Below are 20,932 nucleotides of genomic sequence, written 5' to 3'. Positions count from 1 at the left end.
AAGTCTTCATACGATGCCTCAATATTCCGAGTATGGCCTGACAGGCGTCGGCGGGTAAGGCACCGGGCCATGCTGCGGCGAGAAGAAATAGCGCAGGTACACCAGGCCCACGTTCGGCGCGTAGTCGCGCGAGCGGTCAAGCCGGAAACGGCCGCCCACCACGAAGTGCGGCGTCACGCGGTATTCGAGCGCGGCTTCCGCCGTGTAGCTGAAGCCGCCGCCCGAGCCGCCGCCGAAGAACGGATCGCCCGCGAGCGCCTGCAGATCGGGGCGCGTCGGGAAATAGGGCGAGCGGTCTTCGTTGGTGAACGACACGCCCACCGAGCCGTCGATTTCCCACGAAAGCTTGCCCCAGCGTCCGGTCCAGTCGAGCGGCAGGCTGAACGACAGATAACTCTGCGGGCTGTAATAGCCACCGTTGCCGAAGGTGTAGAAGTGCTCGTTCTTCGAATACTTCCAGTAGTTGATCGTCAGGCCGCTCGACACCGACTGGTCGGGCCGCCGCCAGACCGTCCAGTCGTAGCCGCTGCGCACCTTGAATTCCTGGTTGGTCGGCACGTTGGTGCCGGTCAGCAGGCCGAAGCCGAGGCTCGTGAACAGCGTGCCCGGCCCGAAGTCGTGCGCGCCGCGCACGGTCAGGCCGTTGCGGACCACACCGCCCCAGGTTTCGCCGGTGATCGGATCGCGTCCGCCCGCGTAGGACACGAGGCTGCTCGTCATGGCGCGCCGCGAGAGGTCCACCGACACCGACGCATGCTGGAAGTCGTAGCGATACAGCAGGCCGCCCAGCACGCTCGAGATCGGGAAGCCGATCGGCGTGCTGCCGATGTCGGCGCGCCAGCTCGTATTCGCGCCGCTGAATTCGTAGCCCGCCGCGAGCGCCACGCCGGTGGCGGTCTCGTTGATGGCGGGCACGTTCGCGTTGCTGAGCGCGGGCGACTTGCCGTAGTCGTACACGCCTTCGCTGCCCGCGGGCAGCGTGCCCGCGTTCAGGTAGACCGTGTCGGCGTGGAAGAAATAATGGCCCGAATAACCGTTCGGAATCCGCACGTAGAGCGGCACTTCGGTGGCGTGCAGCTCCGAGATGCCCGGGTCGCCCGACAGATTCGACTGATACCACTCGGTCGCGATCTGCCCCTGACGGCGGTCGTCGAGACCTTGCAGCGCACGCGCGCCCGAGGTCAGACCGTCCGGACCGGCCTGTTCGCCTTCCGCCTGTTCCTGCACGAGCGAGCTGCGATAGAGGCTGGCGGCATCGTTGTAATCGCCGCGCGACTGCGCCACGCGGCCCGCCTGGATCGTCACGTCCGAGCGGTCCGGATAGCGCTCGCGCAGCGGAGCGATCACGTCCTGCGCTTCCTGGTTGCGCCCTTGCGCCGTGAAGCGCCGCGCGATCGCGAGGCGCGTGTCCACGTCGTCCTCGGGCGTGTCGGCGAGCACGTCGCGCACCAGTTGCGTGGCTTCGCGGTCGCGGCCCATGCGCTCGTACAGACGCGCCACGGTCAGGCGCGCGTCGGCGTCGTCCGGATTGGCCGCGAGCACCTTCTGCGCCGCCGCCAGCGCGCCCTTGTAGTCGCCCTTCGCTTCGAGCAGATCGGCTTCCTCGAGCAGCCAGCGGCGGTTCGACTTCAGGCGCGACGGCACCGCGTCGAGCGTGCGCTGCGCGCTGCGGAAGTCGCCGTTGTCGATCTGACGGTCGGTCGCGCGCACGGCCAGACGTAGTTCCTGGTCGTCGAGATCGGCGCGCTGTTCGTCGGTCAGGCCCGGCTGCGCGCGTGTGGCGTCGATCAACTTCGACCAGTCGTCGTCGCGGTTGGCGGCGCCGAGCAGTTCGCCGTAGCGCACGCGCGCGCCGTTCGCGCCGTCGTCGGACGGATGCGCGGCGAGCCAGTCCTGCACGAGCTTGAGCCCCTTGTCGGTTTCGCCGAGCGCGATCCACTCGCGGCCCACCGAGGCGAGCATCTGCGGATCGTTGGCCGCACTGGCGTCCGCGGCGGCTGAGTCGAGCAGCGCGCGCGCCTCGTCTTCCTTGCCTTGCGCGATCAGCTGGCGGGCCTGCGCGAGCTTCTTCTGCGCGGCGAGATTGCCCATCAGCTCGCGCATGCCGTCGCTGCGTTCGGCGGCCGGCACGGCGTCGAGCTGCGCGGCGGCGGCGTCGATGTCGTCGACGGAATTCAGATACAGCGCCGTCGCGTAACGCATGTCGGACGCCTGCGAGGCCTTCAGGCCGTCCTCCATCACCTGACGGCCGAGCGCGGGCAGATTCAGGTCGCGATACTGGCGCGCGAGCGTGAAGCGCGTCCAGGCGTCGTCGGGCGTGAGGCGCACGGCGTCTTCGAGCTTGGCGATGGCCGGGCTCTTGCGGTTTTCGGCGAGCAGCTGGTCGGCCTGGATCGCCAGCAGTTCGGCGTGCAGATGTTTCAGTTCCGCTTCGGAGCCCGACAGGCGCGGCGCCGTCGCGGTGATCAGCGGACCGATCTCGTTGTCGCGATGGGTTTCGCGCAGCACGGTGACGAGGCTGCGCAGCGCGTCGAGATCGGGCTCCTTCGCCGTCACGAGCGGACGCAGCACGGCCTCGGCCTCGCTCCACTTCTTCTGCGCCATCAGCGAGTCGGCGAGCAGGCGCGTGGCCGTGGCGTTGCCCGGATCGAGCTTGAGCGCCTCGCGCGCGAGCGCTTCGCCCTGCTCGGGCTTGCCTTGCGCGTTGGCGTCGCGGGCGCGGCCGATGGTGCCCCAGATGGCCGCCGTGTGTTCGAGACTGCGCCACTTGCCGGCGTTGTCGGGATCGAGCTTGATGGCGCGCGCGAACAGGGCGCGCGCCTCGTCCTGACGGCCTTCTCGCAGACGCACGAGGCCGAGCGCGCCGATCGTCTCGCCGTCGTTCGGGCTCGCGCGCTGGGCGGTTTGCAGCGACGCTTCGGCATCCTTGAGATCGCCGCGCGCCAGTTGCGCGAGACCCTGGTTGCGGGCGCGCGCGCCGGGACCGGCCACGCGCACGCGCGACGTACCCGATGAAGCCGACGAGCGCGCCGAACCTGACGAGCCGGTGCCGCTCGACGCCACGTTGTAGGGCTTGCCGTTCGCCGCCGCCGCATTGGCCTGCGCGACGGCCTTCGGCCCGAGCTTCTTCGCGAGGTCGGCGACGGTTTGCTGCGCGTCGGTGTCGTCGGGGACTTCCTGCAGATAGCGCAGATACCAGACGTAATAGGCCGGATCGTCGCGTCCCGCGCTGCCGAGCGCGCGGCGCCAGCGCTCCAGCGCGTCGGCGCGATTGCCGTCCTGACGCTGATAGACGGTGTACAGCAGATTCAGCCCTTCCATGCGCGTGCTGGCGCGGTCGGTCAGCATGTCGCCGAGAATCAGCGCGGCGTCGGTGTCGTTCGGATTGCGCTTCAGACGCGCGCGCAGTTCGTCGATGACCTGCACGCGGCCCGCGTCCGTGCCCGCGACGATACGGTAATAGTCGCGCGCGAGGTCGCCGCGCGGCGCACCGCCCGGGAACAGCTTCTTCATGCGCGCGGCGGCTTCGTCGGACTTGCCCGCGCTGGAAAGCAGGCGGATCTGCGCGAGTTCGTTCTTGTCGCTGGTCGCGACGCGGTAGGCGTCGGACAGCTCCTGGGTCGCGGGCGCGTTCGGCGCGACTTTCTTCAGTTGCGCGAGCAGTTTGGCGGCTTCGGCCGTGTGGTTCGAGCGCAGTTCGATCTCGCCCATCAGCGCGAGCGAGTCGGGCTGCTGCGGATCGAACAGCAGCGCCTTCTGCACGAGACCGCGCGCGACGTCGGGACGGTTCTTCGCCATCCACATGCGCGCTGCCGAGAGCAGTTGCGCGGCCTGGGCGGCGGGTGCGGCGGCGTTCGCGGCGGGCTGGCGCGTGTTCTGGGCGTTTTGCACGATCGGCGCGCTCTGCGCGCGCGCGGCCAGCGGCGATGCGGCGATCAGCAGCGCGAGCATCGAGGCGATGCGGGCCGACAGCCGCGGCGCGCACCGACGCGCGCGCGAGCCGGCGCCGGCGCGCGGCGCTTTCGCGAGGGCGTTCATCGTGCTGCCGGGCATTGAGCCGTCCATGCGGGAATTACGCGGCCTTGCGCATCGAAGCGATAAAGGCCTTGCAGATAGCCGAGGCCGAACAGCATCAGCACGCTGCTGTAATAGCCGGGCGGCGATTTTTGCGCGAGCGTGCGGCTGCGTTGAACCTGCGCATCGGACAGATCGGTGCGGCCGAGTGCCGACAGATACGGCGCGACCGCCGCCGAAAAGCCGCCGTTGCCCTCGTTCGGGCCGGGTTCGCCGGTCTGCGTGTTGACGCGCTCGGGCGGAAAGCCGTGCGCGGCCACGAAGGCCGAGAGCGGCGCGAAGGTCGCGAGCGTCGCGCTGCGCGCCGGGTCGTCGTAAGCGAGCATGCCCGCCCACAGATAGACGCGGATCGCGTTATAGGCGCTTTCGGCGTGCGTGGGTTCGTCAGGGCCGAAGTCGCCCTTGTTGCCCCGCGCGCGGTAGACGACCCAGTCGGGCGAAAAGCCCTTGGGCGCGGTGCCGTTGACGAGCTTCGCCGAACTGCCGAGCAGCGACTTCCACTCGGGCCGTTCTTTCTCGGGCATCGCGAGCGTGAAGCGGCGCATGACCTGCAGCGGCACATAGCTCGGGTTCAGACGCCACGTGTTCTTGTCGAGCGTGAAGCCGACCGGGCCGGGCAGCACCGTGCGGCCGAGGCCGGGCAGCGCGGCCGTCTCGCGGCGCAGGACGTTGCGCGCCATCACCGTGCCGATCGCCGTGTAGCGGCGCACGTTCCAGAGGCGGCCCGCTTCGAGCAGCGTGTAGGCGATCCAGAGATCGGCGTCGCTGGCGGAGTTGGTGTCGATCACGCCCCACGTGCCGGTTTGCGTCTGCGTAGCGGGGCTGGACGACGCGGCCGACGCAGCCGAAGCCACGACCGGCGCGCCGTTTTCGTCGATGTCGGTGCGCCCCCAGATCCACGCGGGCAAATGCGCCGCGAGATCGCCCTGGGCGAGATTGTTCTCGGTCCACGCGAGGATCTTGTCGAAGGCCGCGCGGTCGTTCGCGACGAGCGCGAAGAAGAGCGCGTACGACTGGCCTTCGGAGACCGTCACCTGACGCGGCGAACTGGCGTCGATCACGCGTCCGTCGGCGGACAGCAGCGCGCCCTTGAACGCGGTCCAGTCGGACCACGCGCAGGCAGGCGCTTGCGGCGCGGCAGCCGACGTCGTCTTCGCAGCAGGCGTTTTGGCGATCGCGTTCGCCGTCGCGGCAAGCGCGGACGCGGGCGCGCCGAGCAGCAGCGGCGCGAGCGCGCAGGCGCTGGCCGCGAGCCAGCGTGTGAGGCAGGGCTTGGCCCTCAACCCGGTCGGCACGTTCAGTCTCCGGTGCGGCGGGCAGCCATGCGTCCGAGCGCCCAGAACACCGTCAGCGCGACGATCAGGCCCGCGAGAATCCCGGCCACGGCCATCAGCGACGGATAGCGCGAGATATGCACCCAGGCGCGCGCGTACCAGGGCAGATCGCCGACGAAATAACGCTCGCCCACGCGCAGCCCTTCCACTTCGTTCTGGCGCACCACGGTCAGGTCGCCGTGGATCGCCGCGACCTTGCCGCTGTCGTCGAGCGCGTCGAGCACGTCGCCGAGCTGCGCCGACGACGTACTGGAGAGCGCCACCACGCTGCGCCCCGATTTGAGCGGCGACTCGAAGCCGATCAGCGCCGCCATCGGACCGCCGAGCGTGACGATCGAGCGGCCCGCGGGCCTCGGCTCGTCGTCGTCCTCGGTGCCGCCGAGCCAGCCCGGCCAGCCGCTCTTCTGGTCGCGCGTCGTCACTTCGGTCTTGCCGCGCTCGATCAGCAGCGGCAGGTCCTTGCCCCATTTCGCGAGCAGGTCGGCGGCCGAGCCCGAGCCGATCACGAGCAGGTCGTCGCCGCTCACGCTGTCGATCTTGCTGGCGGGCACGAGCGTCGCGCGCAGCGCGGGCAGACCGGTCCACTGGCCCATGTGGCCGAGCATCGTCAGCACGGCTTCCTGGTCCTGCGCGTTCGGCGTGTCGGGAATCACGATGGCCGTTTGCGCGAGGTCCGCCATGCGCGTGAACGGATAGCCGCTGTTGGCGAAGAAGGCGAGGTTCGGCAGCGCCGTGTAGTGCGCGAAGCCGCTGAAATCGATCACCGAATCGGGGTCGATGGCGGCGCGCGCCACGTCGGCGGCCGTCGAGGTGCACAGGCCGGTCTTCTGCGAATCGATATGGAACTGGAACTGGAACTGGTTGTTCGAGCCCACGCGGAAGGCCGGGATTTCGATGTTGCTGGCGGCGCGCGCGTCGGTGCCCGAGAGCAGCGGCACGCTGATGCGCGTTTCGTCGGAGGCGCGCGTGACGGGCTTCAGGCGCTGCGAGCGCACGAGCTGGTCGTTGATGCTGACGTTGAGGATCGAATCGTTCCAGGTCGACGGCGCCGTGTAGCGATAGCGGATGTCGAGCGGCACATTGGTGCGCGCCCACGCGTAGAGGTCGGCGGGCACGCGCATGTTCACGCGGATCGCGGGCGGGTTGTAGCCCGACACCTGCAACTGCTGAGGATCGCTCACCAGCTCGCGCATCAGCACGGGGCGGTCGGTCGGCACCCAGTTCGGCGCGTCGTAGGGCTTGCGCGCCGGACCCAGATCGACCGACTGCACGATCACGCTGCTGCCCGCCATGCCGGCCTGGCCGAGCACGAGGGCGTCGGCGGCCTTCTCCAGTTCCTCGGGCGTGCGGCCCGCGAGCACCAGCAGCTTGCGGCCCGACTGCGGATCGGCGGCCGGGTTGTTCATCACGCTGATCGTCGGGCCTTTGATTTCAGGCAACGAGATGCCTTCCGGCACCTGACCCGGCAGCGCGAGCACGACGGCGTTGGCGTCGGCGGGCGCCGTGCGCGTGACCGGGAAGCGTGCGCCGCGATAGCTCGCGAGTGCGCCGAGCCACGACGACACCACGCCGGCCGCATGCAGCGTCGGCACGCCCGCGTTGGCGGCGAGCACGAACGGCACGCGCAGCAGGCGGTTGTCGTGACGGTCGAAGAACGGCACCGGCAGCAGCGCGAGGCTGTTGGGCAGATTGATGCCCGCCGTGTTCAGCGTGAGCGTGGTCTGCGGCGCGACGTCGGTCCACAGCGTCGTGTGGTACGGGTCTTCGCAATGATCGAGCGTGTAGTGCGCGATCATCTGCACGCTGATGCGGTTGTAGTCGGTGAACAGGCGCGGATCGAGATTGATCTCGCTCGTCACGAGCTGGCCGGCGCTTTCCTTCACAAGCGGAATGGTCGCGACCACTTCGCCGTTGACGAAGACTTTCAGATGCGAAAGCGGATAGATCAGCGACGGCGAGTACGTATACATGAGGCGCAGCTTTGCGCTCGTCACGACCTCGTCGGTGCGCACGTCGACGTTCATGTAGCCGGTCGGATCGAGGCCGCGCAATTCCATCGGCCCGTACACGCCCATGTCGCGCAGCGAAAACACATGCGTGCGCGGCGGGCCGAGCGGCGCCGGATTGGCGTTGTCGTTGGGCATCGCGACGGTGCCGGGCGTGGTCTGGATCACGGCGGGACCGGCGCCTTGCGCGGACGGGCTCGCCGCAGTCGCGGCGATCGTTGCGTTCGCCACATTCGCAGCGGAGGCCGGCGCGCCGCCGGGCGGCTGAGCATTTGGCGTGCCTGGTGCGGCGGCTTTGCTGGCGGCGGTTGCGGGAGCGGGCTTGTCGGCTGCGAGCAAACTCGATCCCACCAACAGCCCGGCGATCAACGCACCCAGGCGGACATGAACGGAAACTCGCATCGCAAACGGCCCTTTGTCTTATTCGCGACGACTGCCCCCGATTCGCACAGTCAGCCGTCTAGTGATGTTGGCGGTCTCGAAATACCCGCCTTATCCGGGAACAGCGCCAGCGCGTTATTTTGAGATTCGTCGGAGTTTATCTGAGTCTGCTCAATAACGACATGGGATTGAGCACTGTTTATCCAACTTGAATTGTTAAACAACGTCATTGCGTGCCTGGTAGTCGTTTTCGCGCAACGGAAATTGACTCATGCGATTTAAAGCGATACCGATAATCCCTGGTATGACGGCGCTGGATGGCACATTGCGGTTCGCTTTCATTGCGAACCCGAATGAAAAAAGCGCGCGCAGATTGGGGGCAAAGGCGCGAGTATGAGTTTGCCGAATGCGCCATGTGTTTGTCAGATGAATGCCATGCGCGAACGTTTGCGGCGACCGCATGCAGCGTGCCAAACGATTGCGCGGCAGTCTGGCTTGCGCTTCGAGCTTCACCGACCGACGGCGATGCGCGATCTTCCACAGCGCATGAGCGCCGCCAGGTTCGACGGGATCGTGAGCACAGCCGGCCAGACGAAACGCGGCGCAACAGCGCACATGATTGCGCAAACGATTGCGTACATTGACACGCAAGCGCGGCCCGCATGGCCCGCCCTGAGCCGCTTTCGAGCGCATCCGCGCCGCCTGGCGATCACCGGACAGCCGTGACGCATGCCGCGCGTGTTCGCCGAACACGGCGAGGTCGGCAAGCGCGAACGCGGCGCGCGACGAACGCCGACTCCGCGCCCCACCATCGCGAACCCGTCAATCTCGCTTCGCGAGTCGATCGGTTCGAGCATGCAGATTCAATTGATTAGCGATCCTGATTGGATGGCGAGGAAAGCGATTCGTTTGATTGCGTAAAACCGGCGATCGAATTCGACGCAGTACACGCTCTGGTTTCGTCGGCGGCGTCCTGGCGTGAATGCCGCAATGAATCGGGAAAAATCATTCAGACGAATCGCGCGTTGCTTGCGGATGCGAATGCGCGCTTGCCGAATTATTTTTTTCGATGCGCGAAGCGCGAATGGCTTCTGCAATACGCCGCGCACAAAAAAGCGCCAAGGTTGGCGAGAACCTTGGCGCTTGTTTTTCAGCCGTTCTTAATCCGTCGATTAATCGACAGGTTTGATCAGCCCGGCGATGGATTCGCGCGCGCGCGCGGCGACATCATTCATATCCGGCGTCTGCCGATAGCTGATAGCGGCAATCAAATGCGTGCCGATCACGGCGCCGAACAGCATGTCGGCCATGCGATCGATATTCACGGGCGCAATACGTCCGCGTTCGATCAGCAATGCGAGGCGCGATTCCAGAAACTGCTTGCTGCGATGAATGCCCTGATCGTAATAGTGCTGGCGAATCTCGGGAAAGGCATTCGATTCGGCAATCACCAGACGGCTCACGGTCACATGCCGCTCGCTCAGCACGTAATGCGCCATTTCGGCGAGTGTGGCTTCGAGCACGGCTTGCGGCGAAAGCGCGTCGTCGATTTCGTGCTGCACGTCGGGGAACGACTCCGCGTCGGCCACCAGTGCGCGAAACAGTTCTTCCTTGGTGGGGAAGAGTTCATAGATCGTGCGCTTCGAGGTTTCGCACACGCGCGCGATATCGGCCATGCTGGTCGCGGCGTAGCCGGACAGCTTGAACAGGCCCTCGGCCGCCTTGAGAATCTGCTCGCGGCGCGCCTCGCGCGTGATCGTTACCGGCCGGCCCCTGCCGCGTGCGACAGGAGGAGCTTCGGCGGGCATAGTGGTATCGGTATCCAAGGGGCACCTTGATGGTAGAACGAGGTTCTCCGCACGCTTCGTACTGCACAGCGAATCCTGCTCGTGCACCAGGACGATGCGCAATGCGTCGCCGGTTCACGGCTGCAAATCCAAAGCATTTGGAGAACAAACGCGTGAATACTATCAAAGATGCTGCATTGAACGGATGAAAACGTCTTTCAATTCCTTGTGAAAGGTTATGTAAGGATAAGTGTGCGCATGACGGCAATTCATCCTTGCCTCAATCGAAAGCGAATGCCGATTTAATCCGTCACGAAATCCCGCGAAAAAAGCACCGAGTCGCAGCGAGTCGCCGCACAGCGAATATGAATCGGCATGAATGGCGGCTTAGGGTCGCGCGCGAACCTGCGCGCCTCGCGACGACTGCGCTAAGCTTGCCGCGTCCACCCGATTGCACATGCACATCACTGCACGATTCCGAGGAGCGCAGCAATGAACGAGCAAACCTGGCAAGCCGTCGACGACTGGTTCACCGAACGCCTGATCGGCGCCGACGACGCCCTCGACCACGCGCTCGCCGCGAGCGGGAAAGCGGGGCTTCGGTCCATCAACGTCGCGCCGAATCAGGGCAAGTTCCTGCATCTGCTCGCGCGCATCCAGGGCGCGAAACGCATTCTCGAAATCGGCACGCTGGGGGGCTATAGCGCGATCTGGCTCGCGCGTGCGCTGCCGCCCGGCGGTCAGCTCGTGTCGCTCGAATACAGCCCGGAAAACGCGGCCGTTGCGCGTGCGAACATCGCGCATGCGAATCTCGCGGACCGCGTGAGCGTGATCACGGGACTCGCGCTCGATTCGCTCGACGCGATGCTGGCGGAGCAGACGGCACCGTTCGATTTCGTCTTTATCGACGCGGACAAAAGCAATAACGCGAACTACCTCGACCGCGTGCTGAAACTCTCGCGCCCGGGCACGGTGATCGTCGCCGACAACGTGGTGCGCCGCGGCCGCATCGCCGACGCCGACGATCACGACGCCGACGTCACGGGCTTGCGCGACTACTTCGACGAGGTGAGCGCCGACAAGCGGCTCGACACCACGGCCGTGCAGACGGTGGGCAGCAAAGGCTGGGACGGTTTCGCGATCACGATCGTCGGCGCTTGAAGGAGCGCGCGCACAATCAGCAACACGCCATCAGTAACGCGCCATAAAAAAACGCCGGGCTGCCTCCGCAGCACCGGCGTTTTTCATGCCTGGGCGAACAGCGCCCGAGGCGGCCTTAGAAGTCGGTCGTCATCGAGAACAGCACCGTGCGCGGCGCGCCCATCGTCAGATAGCCGCCGGTCGTCGAGCTCCAGTACGCCTTGTTCGTGAGGTTGTAGACGTCGGCGCGGAAGGTGGTCGGACGGCCGAACACGCTGGTCTTGTAGCGCGCGCCGAGATCCACCGTGTCCCACGCCTTGATCGACAGCGTGTTCGTCGCATTCAGATACTGCGGACCCGTGTGCGTGTAGCGCGCCGAGAACGTCAGCCCCTGCACCCACGGCAGATCGTATTCCGCGCCGAGGTTGAACATGAAGCTCGGCACGCCGATCGGACGATTGCCGTCGTTGGTGCCGGTGTCGAGCTGCACCGCGTTGATGTAGGTCGCGCCCGCCATCAGCCGCACGCCCTTGTAGACTTCGCCGAACACCGACGCTTCCACGCCGCGATGACGCTCGTTGCCGTCGGCGACGAAATAGCCGGACGAGTTGGTGTAGGTCTGCGGCTTTTCGAGCTGATACAGCGCCAGTTGCGCGCCGAACTTGCCGCTGTCGTACTTCGCGCCCACTTCATATTGCTTGGTGCGCTCCGGCGCGAGCAGCGCGTTGGCGTTCATCGCCGTGGCCGGCGCCTGGCTGCCCGCGGCGAGCGACTCGCTGCGGTTCGCGTAGATCGCGATGTGCTCGGTCGGCTTGAACACAATGCCGAACAGCGGCGTGGTGATCGAATCGTTGTACGCCTCGGTTTGCAGCAGCGTCGACGACGAATACGCGTTCGAGACGATTTCCTGGTGACGCACGCCCACCGTGAACAGCACGCGGTCGTGGAAGAAGCCGAGCGTGTCCGACGCCGCGACGCTGCGCATCAGGCTCGTCGACGTGAGCGGCGGATTGCCGTCCAGACCCTGCGAGTAGTACTTCGACGGCGGAAACGCCACTTGCGGCGTGTCGTAGAGGTCGGTGTTGAAGCTGCCCGACATGTTCCACGCGGACTCCGTGTGCACGCTCACGATCGACGCACCCGCCGTCACGAAATGGCTCACCGGACCGGTGTTGAAGTGGCCGCGCACGCCGACTTCCGCCGAGGTCGCGTCTTCCTTGCGCGGCACGTACATGCGCGAGGCCGTCGTGAGCGTCGGGTCGGTGTAGTAGGGCGACGAATACTGGCCGCTTTCGGTGCTGTGCCGCGCGCCGCCCGCCACGTAGGCGGTCCAGCCCGGCAGGAAGTCGTATTCGGCGCGCAGGATGCCGACCGTGTCTTCGGTCTGGCTGGCGGACCACGTCTGGCCGTAGTTGTAGCTCGCCGAGGGCACGGCCGGAATCGAGTCGCCGGAGACGTACGCGACCGGACGGCCATCCGACACATGCTGGCGCTGATAGAGGAAGTCGGCTTCGAGACGCAGCTTCTCGCCCCGATAGTCGAGCGCGACGGCCGTCTGGTTGTTGCGGCGGTGCTCGCCGTCGATGCTCGTTTCGCCGTCGCGGTTCGCCTGGTTCACGCGAATGCCGAACTGGTCCTGATCGCCGAAACGGCGGCCGACGTCGACGTGCGTGCCGAACTCGCCCGAGGCGCTGCCGTCGAGCGTGACTTCGGTCAGCGGCTTGTCGTCGGCGCGCTTCAGTTGCAGGTTCACGCTGCCGCCGATCGAGCTGCCGTTCGGCGACGCGCCGTTCAGGAACGCGCTCGCGCCCTTGAACACGTCCACGCGCTCGATGGCGGGCGTTTCCACCATCTGGCGCGGCGTGATGCCGTAGAGGCCGTTGAGCGAGACGTCGTCGCTGTCGAGCTGGAAGCCGCGGATGACGTAGACCTCCTGGAAGTTGCCGTAGCCGTAGGCGGTGCGCACGGCCGGGTCGTTCGAGAGCACGTCCGCGATGGTGCGCGCCTGCTTGTCCTGAATCGCCTTGGCCGTGTAGGTCGTCATGCTGAACGGCATGTCGATGTTCTTCTGCTGGCCGAGCGCGCCGAAATTGCCGCCGCGCGCGACCTGACCGCCGCCGTAAGTCGGCGCGAGGTCGCCGGGCAGGGCGTCTTTGGCCGCCTGCACCTTGACGGTGGGCAGCGTGGCGTTGCTCTTGCCGGCGGTGGCGGCGTCGTTGCCCGTGTTGCCGGCGTCGGCGTTGCCGCTCGTCTGCGCGAACGCGGCGGCGGGCAGCGCGAAGGCTACGGCGATGGCGGCGAGGATGGCGTGACGCGAGGCGTGACGTGTAGCGTGGCGGGAGACAGAGGCGGCGGGCGGGAACGGCGACTTCGGTGCATCGGCCGCAGCAGGGCGCGGCACGGACAAACGGGGTGCGGACATAAAAAAATCGAAACGGTGTGTGTCGTTATTGCCGCGCCGCGATGCCAGCGTGAAGACGTGGCTCCCGGGCGGTGCTTTGGTCTGGCGAGCGCGCGCCGCCGCGCGGGAACGCGTGCGGGTGGCCGTCAAAATGTATGCAGATTGTATATGCTAATGAGAACGATTGTTATTTGAAATTACAAAGGACCTGCGCCGATAGGGTGTTTACCCAACACTGACGGCGGATTTCAGTCGGTCGACGGCAAGAAAATGTCAGAAACCAAATCAGGGTCGGTTCTTTGATAGAGCGCGAAGACGTGGTAGACGCGTCCCGAAGCGTGCGCGCCGGCCAGCCGCCGATCGGCCAATCCGCGCGTTCGACCGGTTTCCGCCGTTCGTCAGCGCCTGAAACGCGGCACGCGAACGCCGCACGAACGGCCGCGACGCAGTCCTCGCCAGCGTGCGACGCGCGTCGCGTACATGGCTCATAAGCAGATTCGATGGCATTCGCCGCCAGTTTCGGTGGTGCGCGCCCGCCCGCGCTCCCTAAAATGAACCGAAGCGCGCCGCGCGTCATGCGGCGCCGTACGATCGACGAGACCAGGAGGGGCGGTGGCAACGAGCGCAGCAGGCAGTCAGCAACAAGGCACGACAGGCGGGACGGAAATCAGGACGGCGCAAGCACAAGAAGGCGTCGGCCAGACGCGCATCCGCTGCATGCAGATGCGCGGCGGCACCTCGAAGGGCGCGTACTTTCTCGCCTCCGACCTGCCCGCCGATCCGGCCGCGCGCGACCGCGTGCTGCTCGCCGTGATGGGCTCGCCCGATCCGCGCCAGATCGACGGCATCGGCGGCGCCGATCCGCTCACCAGCAAAGTGGCGATCGTCTCGCCCTCCACGCGCGCCGACGCCGACGTCGACTATCTGTTCGCCCAGGTCGTGGTGGACGAAGCGCGCGTCGACTACGGTCAGAACTGCGGCAACATTCTCGCGGGCGTGGGCCCGTTCGCGATCGAGCGCGGGCTCGTCGACGCACGCGACGGCACGACCGCCGTCGCCATCCACATGCTCAATACCGGGCAGATCGCCGTGGCGAGCGTGTCGACGCCCGGTCGTCAGGTGCAATACGACGGCGACGCGCGCATCGACGGCGTGCCCGGCACGGCGGCCGCGATTCCGCTCGCGTTTCGCGACACGGCCGGTTCGACCTGCGGCGCGCTGCTGCCGACGGGCAATCTCAAGGACACGATCGACGGCGTCGAAGTGACCTGCATCGACAACGGCATGCCGCTCGTGCTGATCCGCGCGCGCGATCTCGACCGCACCGGCTACGAAACGCGCGACGAGCTCGACGCCGACGCGGCGCTCAAGGCGCGCGTCGAAGCGATTCGGCTCGCCGTGGGTCCGCGCATGAATCTGGGCGACGTCAGCGCGCGCACGGTGCCGAAGATGTGCCTGATCGCGCCGCCGCGCGCGGGCGGCGCGATCAGCACGCGCAGCTTTATTCCGCATCGCTGCCACGCGTCGATCGGCGTGCTCGGCGCGGTGAGCGTGGCGACGGCGGCCGTGCTGCCCGGCACGGTCTGCGACGGCATCGCCGAACTCGGCGACGCGAGCGGCGTGAAGCGCCTCGCGGTCGAGCATCCGACCGGCGAATTCACCGTCGAGCTGACGCTCGCGCACGAAAACGGCGCGACCGAGGTGACGGGCGCGGCGCTGCTGCGCACGGCGCGCTGGCTGTTCGACGGCGTGGTGGGCGTGCCGTCCGCCGTCTGGCGCGCCTGATCGTGAACGCGCCGCCCGCCGCCTTCGAACGCATCGCTTTCGTCGGCTTCGGCGAAGCGGGCGGTGTGCTCGGCGCGGCGCTGGCCGCGCGCGGCGTGAGCGTCTCGATGCACGACCTGCGGCTCGACGCGTTGCGCGAGAAGGCGCGCGCGGCGCAGGTGCGGGCCGCTTCCACGCTGGAGGACGCCATCAACGGCGTGGAGCTGGTCGTGTCGGCGGTGACGGCGCAGTCGGACATGGACGTCGCGCACGCGTTGGCCGAACGTCTCGCGCCGGGCCAGATCGTGCTCGACATCAATTCGGTTTCGCCGCAGACCAAGCAGCACGCGCAGTCGTGCATCGAAGCGGGCGGCGCGCATTACGTGGAGGCCGCGGTGATGGCGCCGGTGCCGCCGTACGGACTCGCGGTGCCGATGCTGCTGGGCGGCGCGCAGGCGCGTCAAGTGAGCGCGCGGCTGAACGCGAGCGGCTGGCGGACCGAGGCCGTGGCGGAGCGCGTCGGCGTGGCGTCGGCGGCGAAGATGTGCCGCAGCGTCATGATCAAAGGCATCGAAGCGCTGACCGTGGAATGTCTGCGCGCGGCGCGCCGCTACGACGCGGAAGCCGTGGTGCTTGCTTCGCTATCCGAAACATTGTCCAAAATGCAGCGCGATGCCGATCTCGCGGGCTATCTCGTCAGCCGCGTCGCCGAACATGGCCGCCGCCGCGCGGGCGAGATGCGCGAAGTCGCGCAAACGCTGCGCGACGCGGGCGTGGAGCCGTTCATGAGCGAGGCGTGCGCGCGCTTGCAGGACGGTTTCGTCGAGGCGATGCAGGCGCGCGGCATCGCGTATGACGATCTGGACGCGCCGTTCGACTGGCGCGCCCTGTTCGACCGCCTGCTTTAGTGCGTCTGCGGTAGTGCGTGCGCGCTAACGCGCCTGCGCCGCCATTCTCCCTTCGATCACCCGCACGGCCGGCGCAGCGTCGGCGACCGCCAGACGGATCGCGTCGATCAGCGCGCGCGCGGCGGGCGAGGGCGCGCTCTGCGCCCGCAAGGTCAGGCCGATTTCGCGCCGCGTGTTGTGCAGCGGCACGTCGAGCACCACGAGCTGCCCCGACTCGATCTCATAGTGCAATTGCTGCGCCGACAGCGCCGCGATCATATCCGTGCCCATCAGCAGACCGCGAATCACGGCGAGGTCGGCGGTCTCGACGGTCGGCATCGGCGGCTTCAGTTTCAGGCGCTTGAACTGCGCCTCGAACAAGCCGCGCGCGGGCGAGTGCATGCGCGACAGAATCCATTGCGCGTTGCGCAGATCGCTCACATTCAGCGCGTTCTGCTGCGCGAGCGGATGACCGCGCCGCGCGAGCACGACCATGTCTTCGGCCATCAGGCGCTCGTTCGTGAGACCGCTCGCGGCGTCGTTCTCGCGCAGCGCGCCGAGCACGAAATCGACATCGCCCGCGCGCAAGCCCGCCACCAGCAACTCGTACGCGCTTTCGTCCGTGACCACGCGCACGCCCGGATGCTGCGCGCTCATGCGTGCGATCGCCGCGGGCAGGATCAGCGTGCGCCCGAGCGGCAGCGCGCCCACCGTCACCGAACCCTGAATGCTGCCGTGCAGGGCGGCGATATCGTCGGGCACGTGGCGCAGTTCGTTGAGCGCGCGGCGCACGTGCAGCAGGAAGGTTTCGCCCTCGGCCGTGAGCTGCACGCCGCGCGGGCTGCGGTGGAACAGCGTGACGCCCGAGCCGCTTTCGAGCACGCGCATCGCGCTGCTCACGGCGGGCTGGCTGATGCCGAACGCGCCGGCCGTACTCGGCATGTGCCGGTGCCGTGCGAGCGCGACGAACAATTGCAGGCGGCGCGTGTTGAGCAGATAAGCGGGCAGCGTGCCTTCGCCGAGCGCGCGGCGGCGCGTCTGCCGCGCGGCGCACCAGTGCGCGAGTTCTTCGAGTTCGCCGAAGATCCGCGCGCAGCGGTCGAGCACCACGCGCCCGACGGCCGTGGGCAGCATGCCCGAGGGTTTGCGCTCGAACAGCGGTTCGCCGAGCGCGGTTTCGAGTTCCTGCACGGAGCGCGTGACGGCCGATTGCGCGCGATAGAGCGCGGCGGCGGCGCGCGTGGCGCTGCCGGTGTCGGCGACCAGGCGGAACGCGCGCAGATGCGCGAGGTTGAGGAGGTCGGGCGCGTTCATGCGGCCCCCGCGATCAGATGCAGATGCTCGACCGAGAGATTGAGACTCTCCTTCGAAATATGCGTGTGCTCTTTCATGAGCGCCTCGACGCGCGCGCCCTCGCCGTTCAGCAACGCGCCGACGATGGCGTGATGCTGGCGGTGCGCGTAGGCGAGCATCATGTATTGCTGCTGGCGCGCGGCGTCGTCGAACACCACCGTGCCCGGCGAGACGAACGGAATTTTCTCGTTCAGGCCGAGCGCCGCGCTGATCGCGTGGCTGTCGGCGGCGGCCACGATCAGCGCGTGAAAGCGGCCGTTGACGTCGGCGTAACGGGTTTCCGCGGCGTTGTCGAGCGCGCCGGGGCGGAAGATGTCGTCGCCTTCGCGCAGGCAGTCCTGCAGCGCGCGCGCGAGCGCCGGGTCGACGCCGCGCTCGGCCACGCGCCGCGCCGCGAGCCCTTCGAGCACGCCGCGCACGTCGATGGCGTTGAGCACGTCGGTCACGCTGAAACAGCGCACGGTGTAGCCGCGCGCGCCCGAGCGCTCGACGAGGCCTTCGGTGGCGAGCACGCTCAGCGCGTAGCGCAGCGGCGTGCGGGAAATGCCGAGCCGTTCGGCGAGCTGCGCTTCGACAAGACGCTGCCCCGGCGCGAGTTCGCCGGAAAGAATGCGCGTGCGCAGCGCCTGCACGATGGTTTGCTGGGTTGTCTCGTTCATGTCGCTATCTTGCGCGCGGCCGGGCGCCCGGCTTGGGGCCCGGCCTTGCGAGTTTGTTCTTTTGGTATCTGTTTCGTTTATGGCGGGCTTGCGCCGCGTGGGTCGGGCACGGTATCCCGAGGTCGGTTCAGGATACCAAAAAGCGTTATGGCGCGCGGGTTTCGGCGCGCCGCCACGCAGCGGAAAATGCAGAAAACCCCTGCTTTCATGCGTATTGGCATCAAAATAGTGGATAACCCTGACTTACCGCCGCACCCTGCGTTCTGTAATTTCGTATCCCAATTGATGGGCTCTTGCGAAAGCGAGAGCGTGAACTGCGGTAATCGAGGAATAACAGCATGGCAAGGATTGTGGGCGGCATCGGTACTTCGCATGTACCGACGATCGGCTTGGCGTACGACAAGGGCAAGCAGAACGAACCTGCCTGGGCGCCGCTCTTCAAGGGGTACGAACCCGTGGCCGAGTGGCTCGCGCAGCGCAAGCCGGACGCGCTCGTGATGTTCTACAACGATCACGCCAACAGCTTCTTCTTCGACTGCTATCCGACCTTCGCGCTGGGCGTGTCGCCGCAGCACGAATTCGCCGATGAAGGCGCGGGCAAGCGTCCGCTGCCCGATATCGCCGGGCATCCCGATCTCGCGATCCATATCGCCGAGCAACTGGTGAACGACGAGTTCGACCTCACGGTGTTCCAGGACAAGCCGCTCGACCACGGCTGCAACTCGCCGCTCTCGCTGATGCTGCCGCACGACGGCGGCTGGCCCACGGCGCTGGTGCCGTTCGAAGTCAACGTGCTGCAGTATCCGCTGCCCACGGCGAACCGCTGCTACCGGCTCGGCCAGGCGCTTCGCCGCGCGATCGAATCGTTCGATCAGGATCTCGACGTGGTGGTGGTCGGCACGGGCGGTCTCTCGCATCAGGTGCACGGCGAGCGCAGCGGCTTCAACAACACCGAGTGGGATATGGAGTTTCTCGACCTGATCGTGAACGATCCCGAGCGGCTCGCGCGCATGAAGCACGTCGATTACGTGCGCCTCGGCGGCGCGGAAAGCGTCGAGACGATCATGTGGCTCGCGATGCGCGGCGCGCTGGCGCCGACGATCCGCGAGGTGCATCGCAACTACTATCTGGCGACCAGCACGGCGATGGCCGTGACGATCTACGAGAACGTCGAGTCGGACGAAGACAAGAGCGGAGCCGCGCAATGAATCCGCAACTGATCGGCATCGAGGAACTGACGGGCACCTACCCGTTCGACATTCGCCAGAGCATGAAGGCGATGCGCCTGAACCGCTTCTTCTGGATGATGCGCACGCCCGCGGCGCGCGAACTGTGGCTCAACGACCGTCCTGCCGCCTATGACGCGGCGGCGCTGACGCCGCAGGAACGCACGCTCGTCGACAACACGGACTGGCTCGGGCTCATTCAGTACGGCGTGTGCTTCTTCGTGCTGGAGAAGTTCGCGCGCGTGGTGAAGATCACGAACCTGGGCATGTACGCGAGCATGCGCGGCGAGACGCTCGAAGCGTTCCTGAAAACGCGACAGGTGCCGGACGCCGTCTGATCTCCGCATGGCGCGCGCCGCCCCCACGGCGCGCTGCTGAATCTGCTTCGCAGCACAACTCACGTACCGACGAAGTGCGCGAGCGGGGAAATATTTATCTCGGAGACACGCATGAATTCTGCCGACGCAGTGGATATCAAGGGCTTCATCGACGGACGGCGCATGTCGGGCTGGCAATGGCTCGTACTCGCGCTCTGCTTCCTGATCGTGACGCTCGACGGCCTCGATACGGCCGTGATGGGCTTCGTCGCGCCCGTGGTCATGAAGGAGTGGGGCATCTCGCGCGCCGCCTTCGGGCCGGTGATGAGCGCCGCGATGGTCGGCCTCGCGATTGGCGCGCTGGTCGCGGGCCCGTTCGCGGATCGCATCGGCCGCAAGAAAGTGCTGATCGGCTCGGTCGGCTGCTTCGGCCTCTTCAGCCTGCTGTGCGCCTTCGCCCACACGCCGACGGAACTCGTCGCGCTGCGCTTTCTCACGGGCCTGGGTCTCGGCGCCGCGATGCCCAACTCGACCACGCTGCTCTCCGAGTACGTGCCGTCGAAGAGCCGCTCGCTGCTGCTCACCATCATGTTCACCGGCTTCAACTTCGGCTCGGGCGGCGGCGGTTTCATCGCGGCCGCGCTGATGCCGCACTTCGGCTGGCGCGGCGTGTTCGTGTTCGGCGGCGTGCTGCCGATCCTGTTCGTGCCCGTGCTGATGCTGCTGCTGCCGGAATCGGCGCGCTTCCTGCTGGTGCGCCGCTTCTCCGCCGAACGCATCGCGGCCACGCTCTCGCGCGTCTGCGGCCATCGCTTCGCACAAGGCACGCGCTTTACCTCGCCGGAACCGGCCGTGATCGCGAAAGCGCCCGTGCGCATGCTGTTCTCGGACGGCTACGCCATGAGCACGCTGATGCTGTGGGTCACCTACTTCATGGGTCTGCTCATCATCTATCTGCTGACCGGCTGGCTGCCCACGCTGATCAAGGACGCGGGCCTGCCCGTGGAGCGCGCGGCGGCGATCACCGGCATGTTCCAGCTCGGCGGCACGGTGGGCGCGATCGTCGTCGGTTTCGCGATGGACCGCATGGACCGCAACGTGGTGATCGGCGCGGCGTACCTGCTGGGCGGCGTGTTCATCTTCGCGCTCGGCATGGGCAGCCTGCAGTCGAGCATGCTCACGCTGCTCGTCACCTGCGCGGGCTTCTTCATGAGCGGCGCGCAGACCGGTCTCAACGCGCTCGCCCCGTCGTGCTACCCGACCCGCGCCCGCGCCACCGGCGTGAGCTGGATGCTCGGCTTCGGACGGCTCGGCGGCATTCTGGGCTCGTTCGTGGGCGGCGTGCTGCTCTCGCTCGGCTTCAGCTTTGCGGCGGTGTTCTCGGTGCTCGCCGTGCCCGCGCTGATCGCGGCGGTCGCGATCCTGCTCAACCGGCTCGCGCTGCGCTTCATCAGCGTGCCGGTGGCGGACGCCTGAGCATCGCGCTTCGCCGCACATAACAACAAAGACGTCGCTTCTCGCACCAATCAGAAAGACCGCGGCCGCGAGGCCGCACCCACCGACCGGCCATCAAACGGGGCGGCTGGCGGATACAACATCGATA

15 protein-coding genes are annotated in these 20,932 nt (G+C 67.1%); 7 read left to right on the top strand and 8 right to left on the bottom strand.

Features of this window, described 5'->3' with window-relative positions; genetic code table 11:
* Positions 1–18: 18 nt before the first annotated feature.
* From BMY06_RS12320 to BMY06_RS38610, 4 genes are all read right to left on the bottom strand, one after another.
* Positions 19–4,053 (bottom strand): cellulose synthase subunit BcsC-related outer membrane protein, encoded by a 4,035-nt coding sequence (locus tag BMY06_RS12320; protein ID WP_244144347.1) that lies wholly within the window; start codon positions 4,051–4,053, stop codon positions 19–21.
* Complete coding sequence (bcsZ, locus tag BMY06_RS12315) at positions 4,035–5,369, bottom strand: cellulose synthase complex periplasmic endoglucanase BcsZ (protein ID WP_390971522.1); 1,335 nt, start codon at positions 5,367–5,369, stop codon at positions 4,035–4,037. The genes BMY06_RS12320 and bcsZ overlap by 19 nt, the downstream gene beginning before the upstream one ends.
* A 2-nt stretch (positions 5,370–5,371) precedes the next feature.
* Positions 5,372–7,816: a cellulose biosynthesis cyclic di-GMP-binding regulatory protein BcsB gene (gene bcsB, locus BMY06_RS12310; protein ID WP_244144348.1), complete on the bottom strand. Its 2,445-nt coding sequence runs from the start codon at positions 7,814–7,816 to the stop codon at positions 5,372–5,374.
* A gap of 195 nt (positions 7,817–8,011) precedes the next feature.
* A complete protein-coding gene (locus BMY06_RS38610) occupies positions 8,012–8,548 on the bottom strand; it encodes a hypothetical protein (protein ID WP_124263155.1) in 537 nt (178 codons plus the stop codon).
* Between BMY06_RS38610 and BMY06_RS12300 the strand changes: the two genes are divergently transcribed.
* Positions 8,534–8,716, top strand: coding sequence for a hypothetical protein (locus BMY06_RS12300; protein ID WP_124263154.1), 183 nt, complete (start codon positions 8,534–8,536; stop codon positions 8,714–8,716). The two genes, BMY06_RS38610 and BMY06_RS12300, sit on opposite strands and share 15 nt — an antisense overlap.
* 251 nt (positions 8,717–8,967) lie before the next feature.
* Here the strand turns inward: BMY06_RS12300 and BMY06_RS12295 are convergent, their stop codons facing one another.
* Positions 8,968–9,705 (bottom strand): TetR/AcrR family transcriptional regulator, encoded by a 738-nt coding sequence (locus BMY06_RS12295; protein WP_124263153.1) that lies wholly within the window; start codon positions 9,703–9,705, stop codon positions 8,968–8,970.
* Positions 9,706–10,074: 369 nt separating this feature from the next.
* On the opposite strand from BMY06_RS12295, the gene BMY06_RS12290 reads away from it, so the two are divergent.
* Positions 10,075–10,743 (top strand): O-methyltransferase, encoded by a 669-nt coding sequence (locus tag BMY06_RS12290; protein ID WP_065064844.1) that lies wholly within the window; start codon positions 10,075–10,077, stop codon positions 10,741–10,743.
* 115 nt (positions 10,744–10,858) lie between these two features.
* Here the strand turns inward: BMY06_RS12290 and BMY06_RS12285 are convergent, their stop codons facing one another.
* Entirely contained in the window at positions 10,859–13,144 is a 2,286-nt protein-coding gene (locus BMY06_RS12285; protein ID WP_080180241.1) for a TonB-dependent receptor, read from the bottom strand.
* 645 nt (positions 13,145–13,789) lie between these two features.
* On the opposite strand from BMY06_RS12285, the gene BMY06_RS12280 reads away from it, so the two are divergent.
* Positions 13,790–14,908, top strand: a complete 1,119-nt coding sequence (locus tag BMY06_RS12280; protein WP_269453913.1) for a 4-oxalomesaconate tautomerase — start codon at positions 13,790–13,792, stop codon at positions 14,906–14,908.
* A 2-nt stretch (positions 14,909–14,910) separates the two neighbouring features.
* Positions 14,911–15,795, top strand: coding sequence for an NAD(P)-dependent oxidoreductase (locus BMY06_RS12275; protein WP_074983338.1), 885 nt, complete (start codon positions 14,911–14,913; stop codon positions 15,793–15,795).
* 24 nt (positions 15,796–15,819) lie between these two features.
* Here BMY06_RS12275 and BMY06_RS12270 read toward each other — a convergent pair whose 3' ends face one another.
* Both BMY06_RS12270 and BMY06_RS12265 read right to left on the bottom strand, forming a co-directional pair.
* Positions 15,820–17,088, bottom strand: coding sequence for a LysR family transcriptional regulator (locus BMY06_RS12270; protein WP_074983336.1), 1,269 nt, complete (start codon positions 17,086–17,088; stop codon positions 15,820–15,822).
* Complete coding sequence (locus tag BMY06_RS12265; RefSeq protein ID WP_065064838.1) at positions 17,085–17,786, bottom strand: GntR family transcriptional regulator; 702 nt, start codon at positions 17,784–17,786, stop codon at positions 17,085–17,087. The genes BMY06_RS12270 and BMY06_RS12265 overlap by 4 nt, the downstream gene beginning before the upstream one ends.
* A 338-nt stretch (positions 17,787–18,124) precedes the next feature.
* On the opposite strand from BMY06_RS12265, the gene BMY06_RS12260 reads away from it, so the two are divergent.
* The 3 genes from BMY06_RS12260 to BMY06_RS12250 all read left to right on the top strand — a co-directional run bounded on the left by BMY06_RS12260 (position 18,125) and on the right by BMY06_RS12250 (position 20,805).
* Positions 18,125–18,994 (top strand): gallate dioxygenase, encoded by an 870-nt coding sequence (locus BMY06_RS12260; RefSeq protein ID WP_065064836.1) that lies wholly within the window; start codon positions 18,125–18,127, stop codon positions 18,992–18,994.
* Complete coding sequence (locus BMY06_RS12255) at positions 18,991–19,350, top strand: protocatechuate 3,4-dioxygenase (RefSeq protein WP_065064834.1); 360 nt, start codon at positions 18,991–18,993, stop codon at positions 19,348–19,350. The genes BMY06_RS12260 and BMY06_RS12255 overlap by 4 nt, the downstream gene beginning before the upstream one ends.
* A 111-nt stretch (positions 19,351–19,461) precedes the next feature.
* Positions 19,462–20,805, top strand: a complete 1,344-nt coding sequence (locus BMY06_RS12250; protein ID WP_074983334.1) for an aromatic acid/H+ symport family MFS transporter — start codon at positions 19,462–19,464, stop codon at positions 20,803–20,805.
* Positions 20,806–20,932: the final 127 nt, after the last annotated feature.

The sequence above is a fragment of the Paraburkholderia tropica genome, assembly GCF_900109265.1.
GTDB classification, from domain to species: domain Bacteria; phylum Pseudomonadota; class Gammaproteobacteria; order Burkholderiales; family Burkholderiaceae; genus Paraburkholderia; species Paraburkholderia tropica.
Note: the sequence above shows the minus strand (reverse complement) of the source record. Positions and strands in the feature narration are given on the sequence as shown.

Bases quoted from the DNA above. Each gene is read 5' to 3' on its own strand.
- BMY06_RS12320 (WP_244144347.1), bottom strand. From the start codon at position 4,053: ATGCCCGGCAGCACGATGAACGCCCTCGCGAAAGCGCCGCGCGCCGGC.
- bcsB (WP_244144348.1), bottom strand. From the start codon at position 7,816: ATGCGAGTTTCCGTTCATGTCCGCCTGGGTGCGTTGATCGCCGGGCTG.
- BMY06_RS12290 (WP_065064844.1), top strand. From the start codon at position 10,075: ATGAACGAGCAAACCTGGCAAGCCGTCGACGACTGGTTCACCGAACGC.
- BMY06_RS12285 (WP_080180241.1), bottom strand. From the start codon at position 13,144: ATGTCCGCACCCCGTTTGTCCGTGCCGCGCCCTGCTGCGGCCGATGCA.
- BMY06_RS12270 (WP_074983336.1), bottom strand. From the start codon at position 17,088: ATGAACGCGCCCGACCTCCTCAACCTCGCGCATCTGCGCGCGTTCCGC.
- BMY06_RS12265 (WP_065064838.1), bottom strand. From the start codon at position 17,786: ATGAACGAGACAACCCAGCAAACCATCGTGCAGGCGCTGCGCACGCGC.
- BMY06_RS12260 (WP_065064836.1), top strand. From the start codon at position 18,125: ATGGCAAGGATTGTGGGCGGCATCGGTACTTCGCATGTACCGACGATC.
- BMY06_RS12255 (WP_065064834.1), top strand. From the start codon at position 18,991: ATGAATCCGCAACTGATCGGCATCGAGGAACTGACGGGCACCTACCCG.
- BMY06_RS12250 (WP_074983334.1), top strand. From the start codon at position 19,462: ATGAATTCTGCCGACGCAGTGGATATCAAGGGCTTCATCGACGGACGG.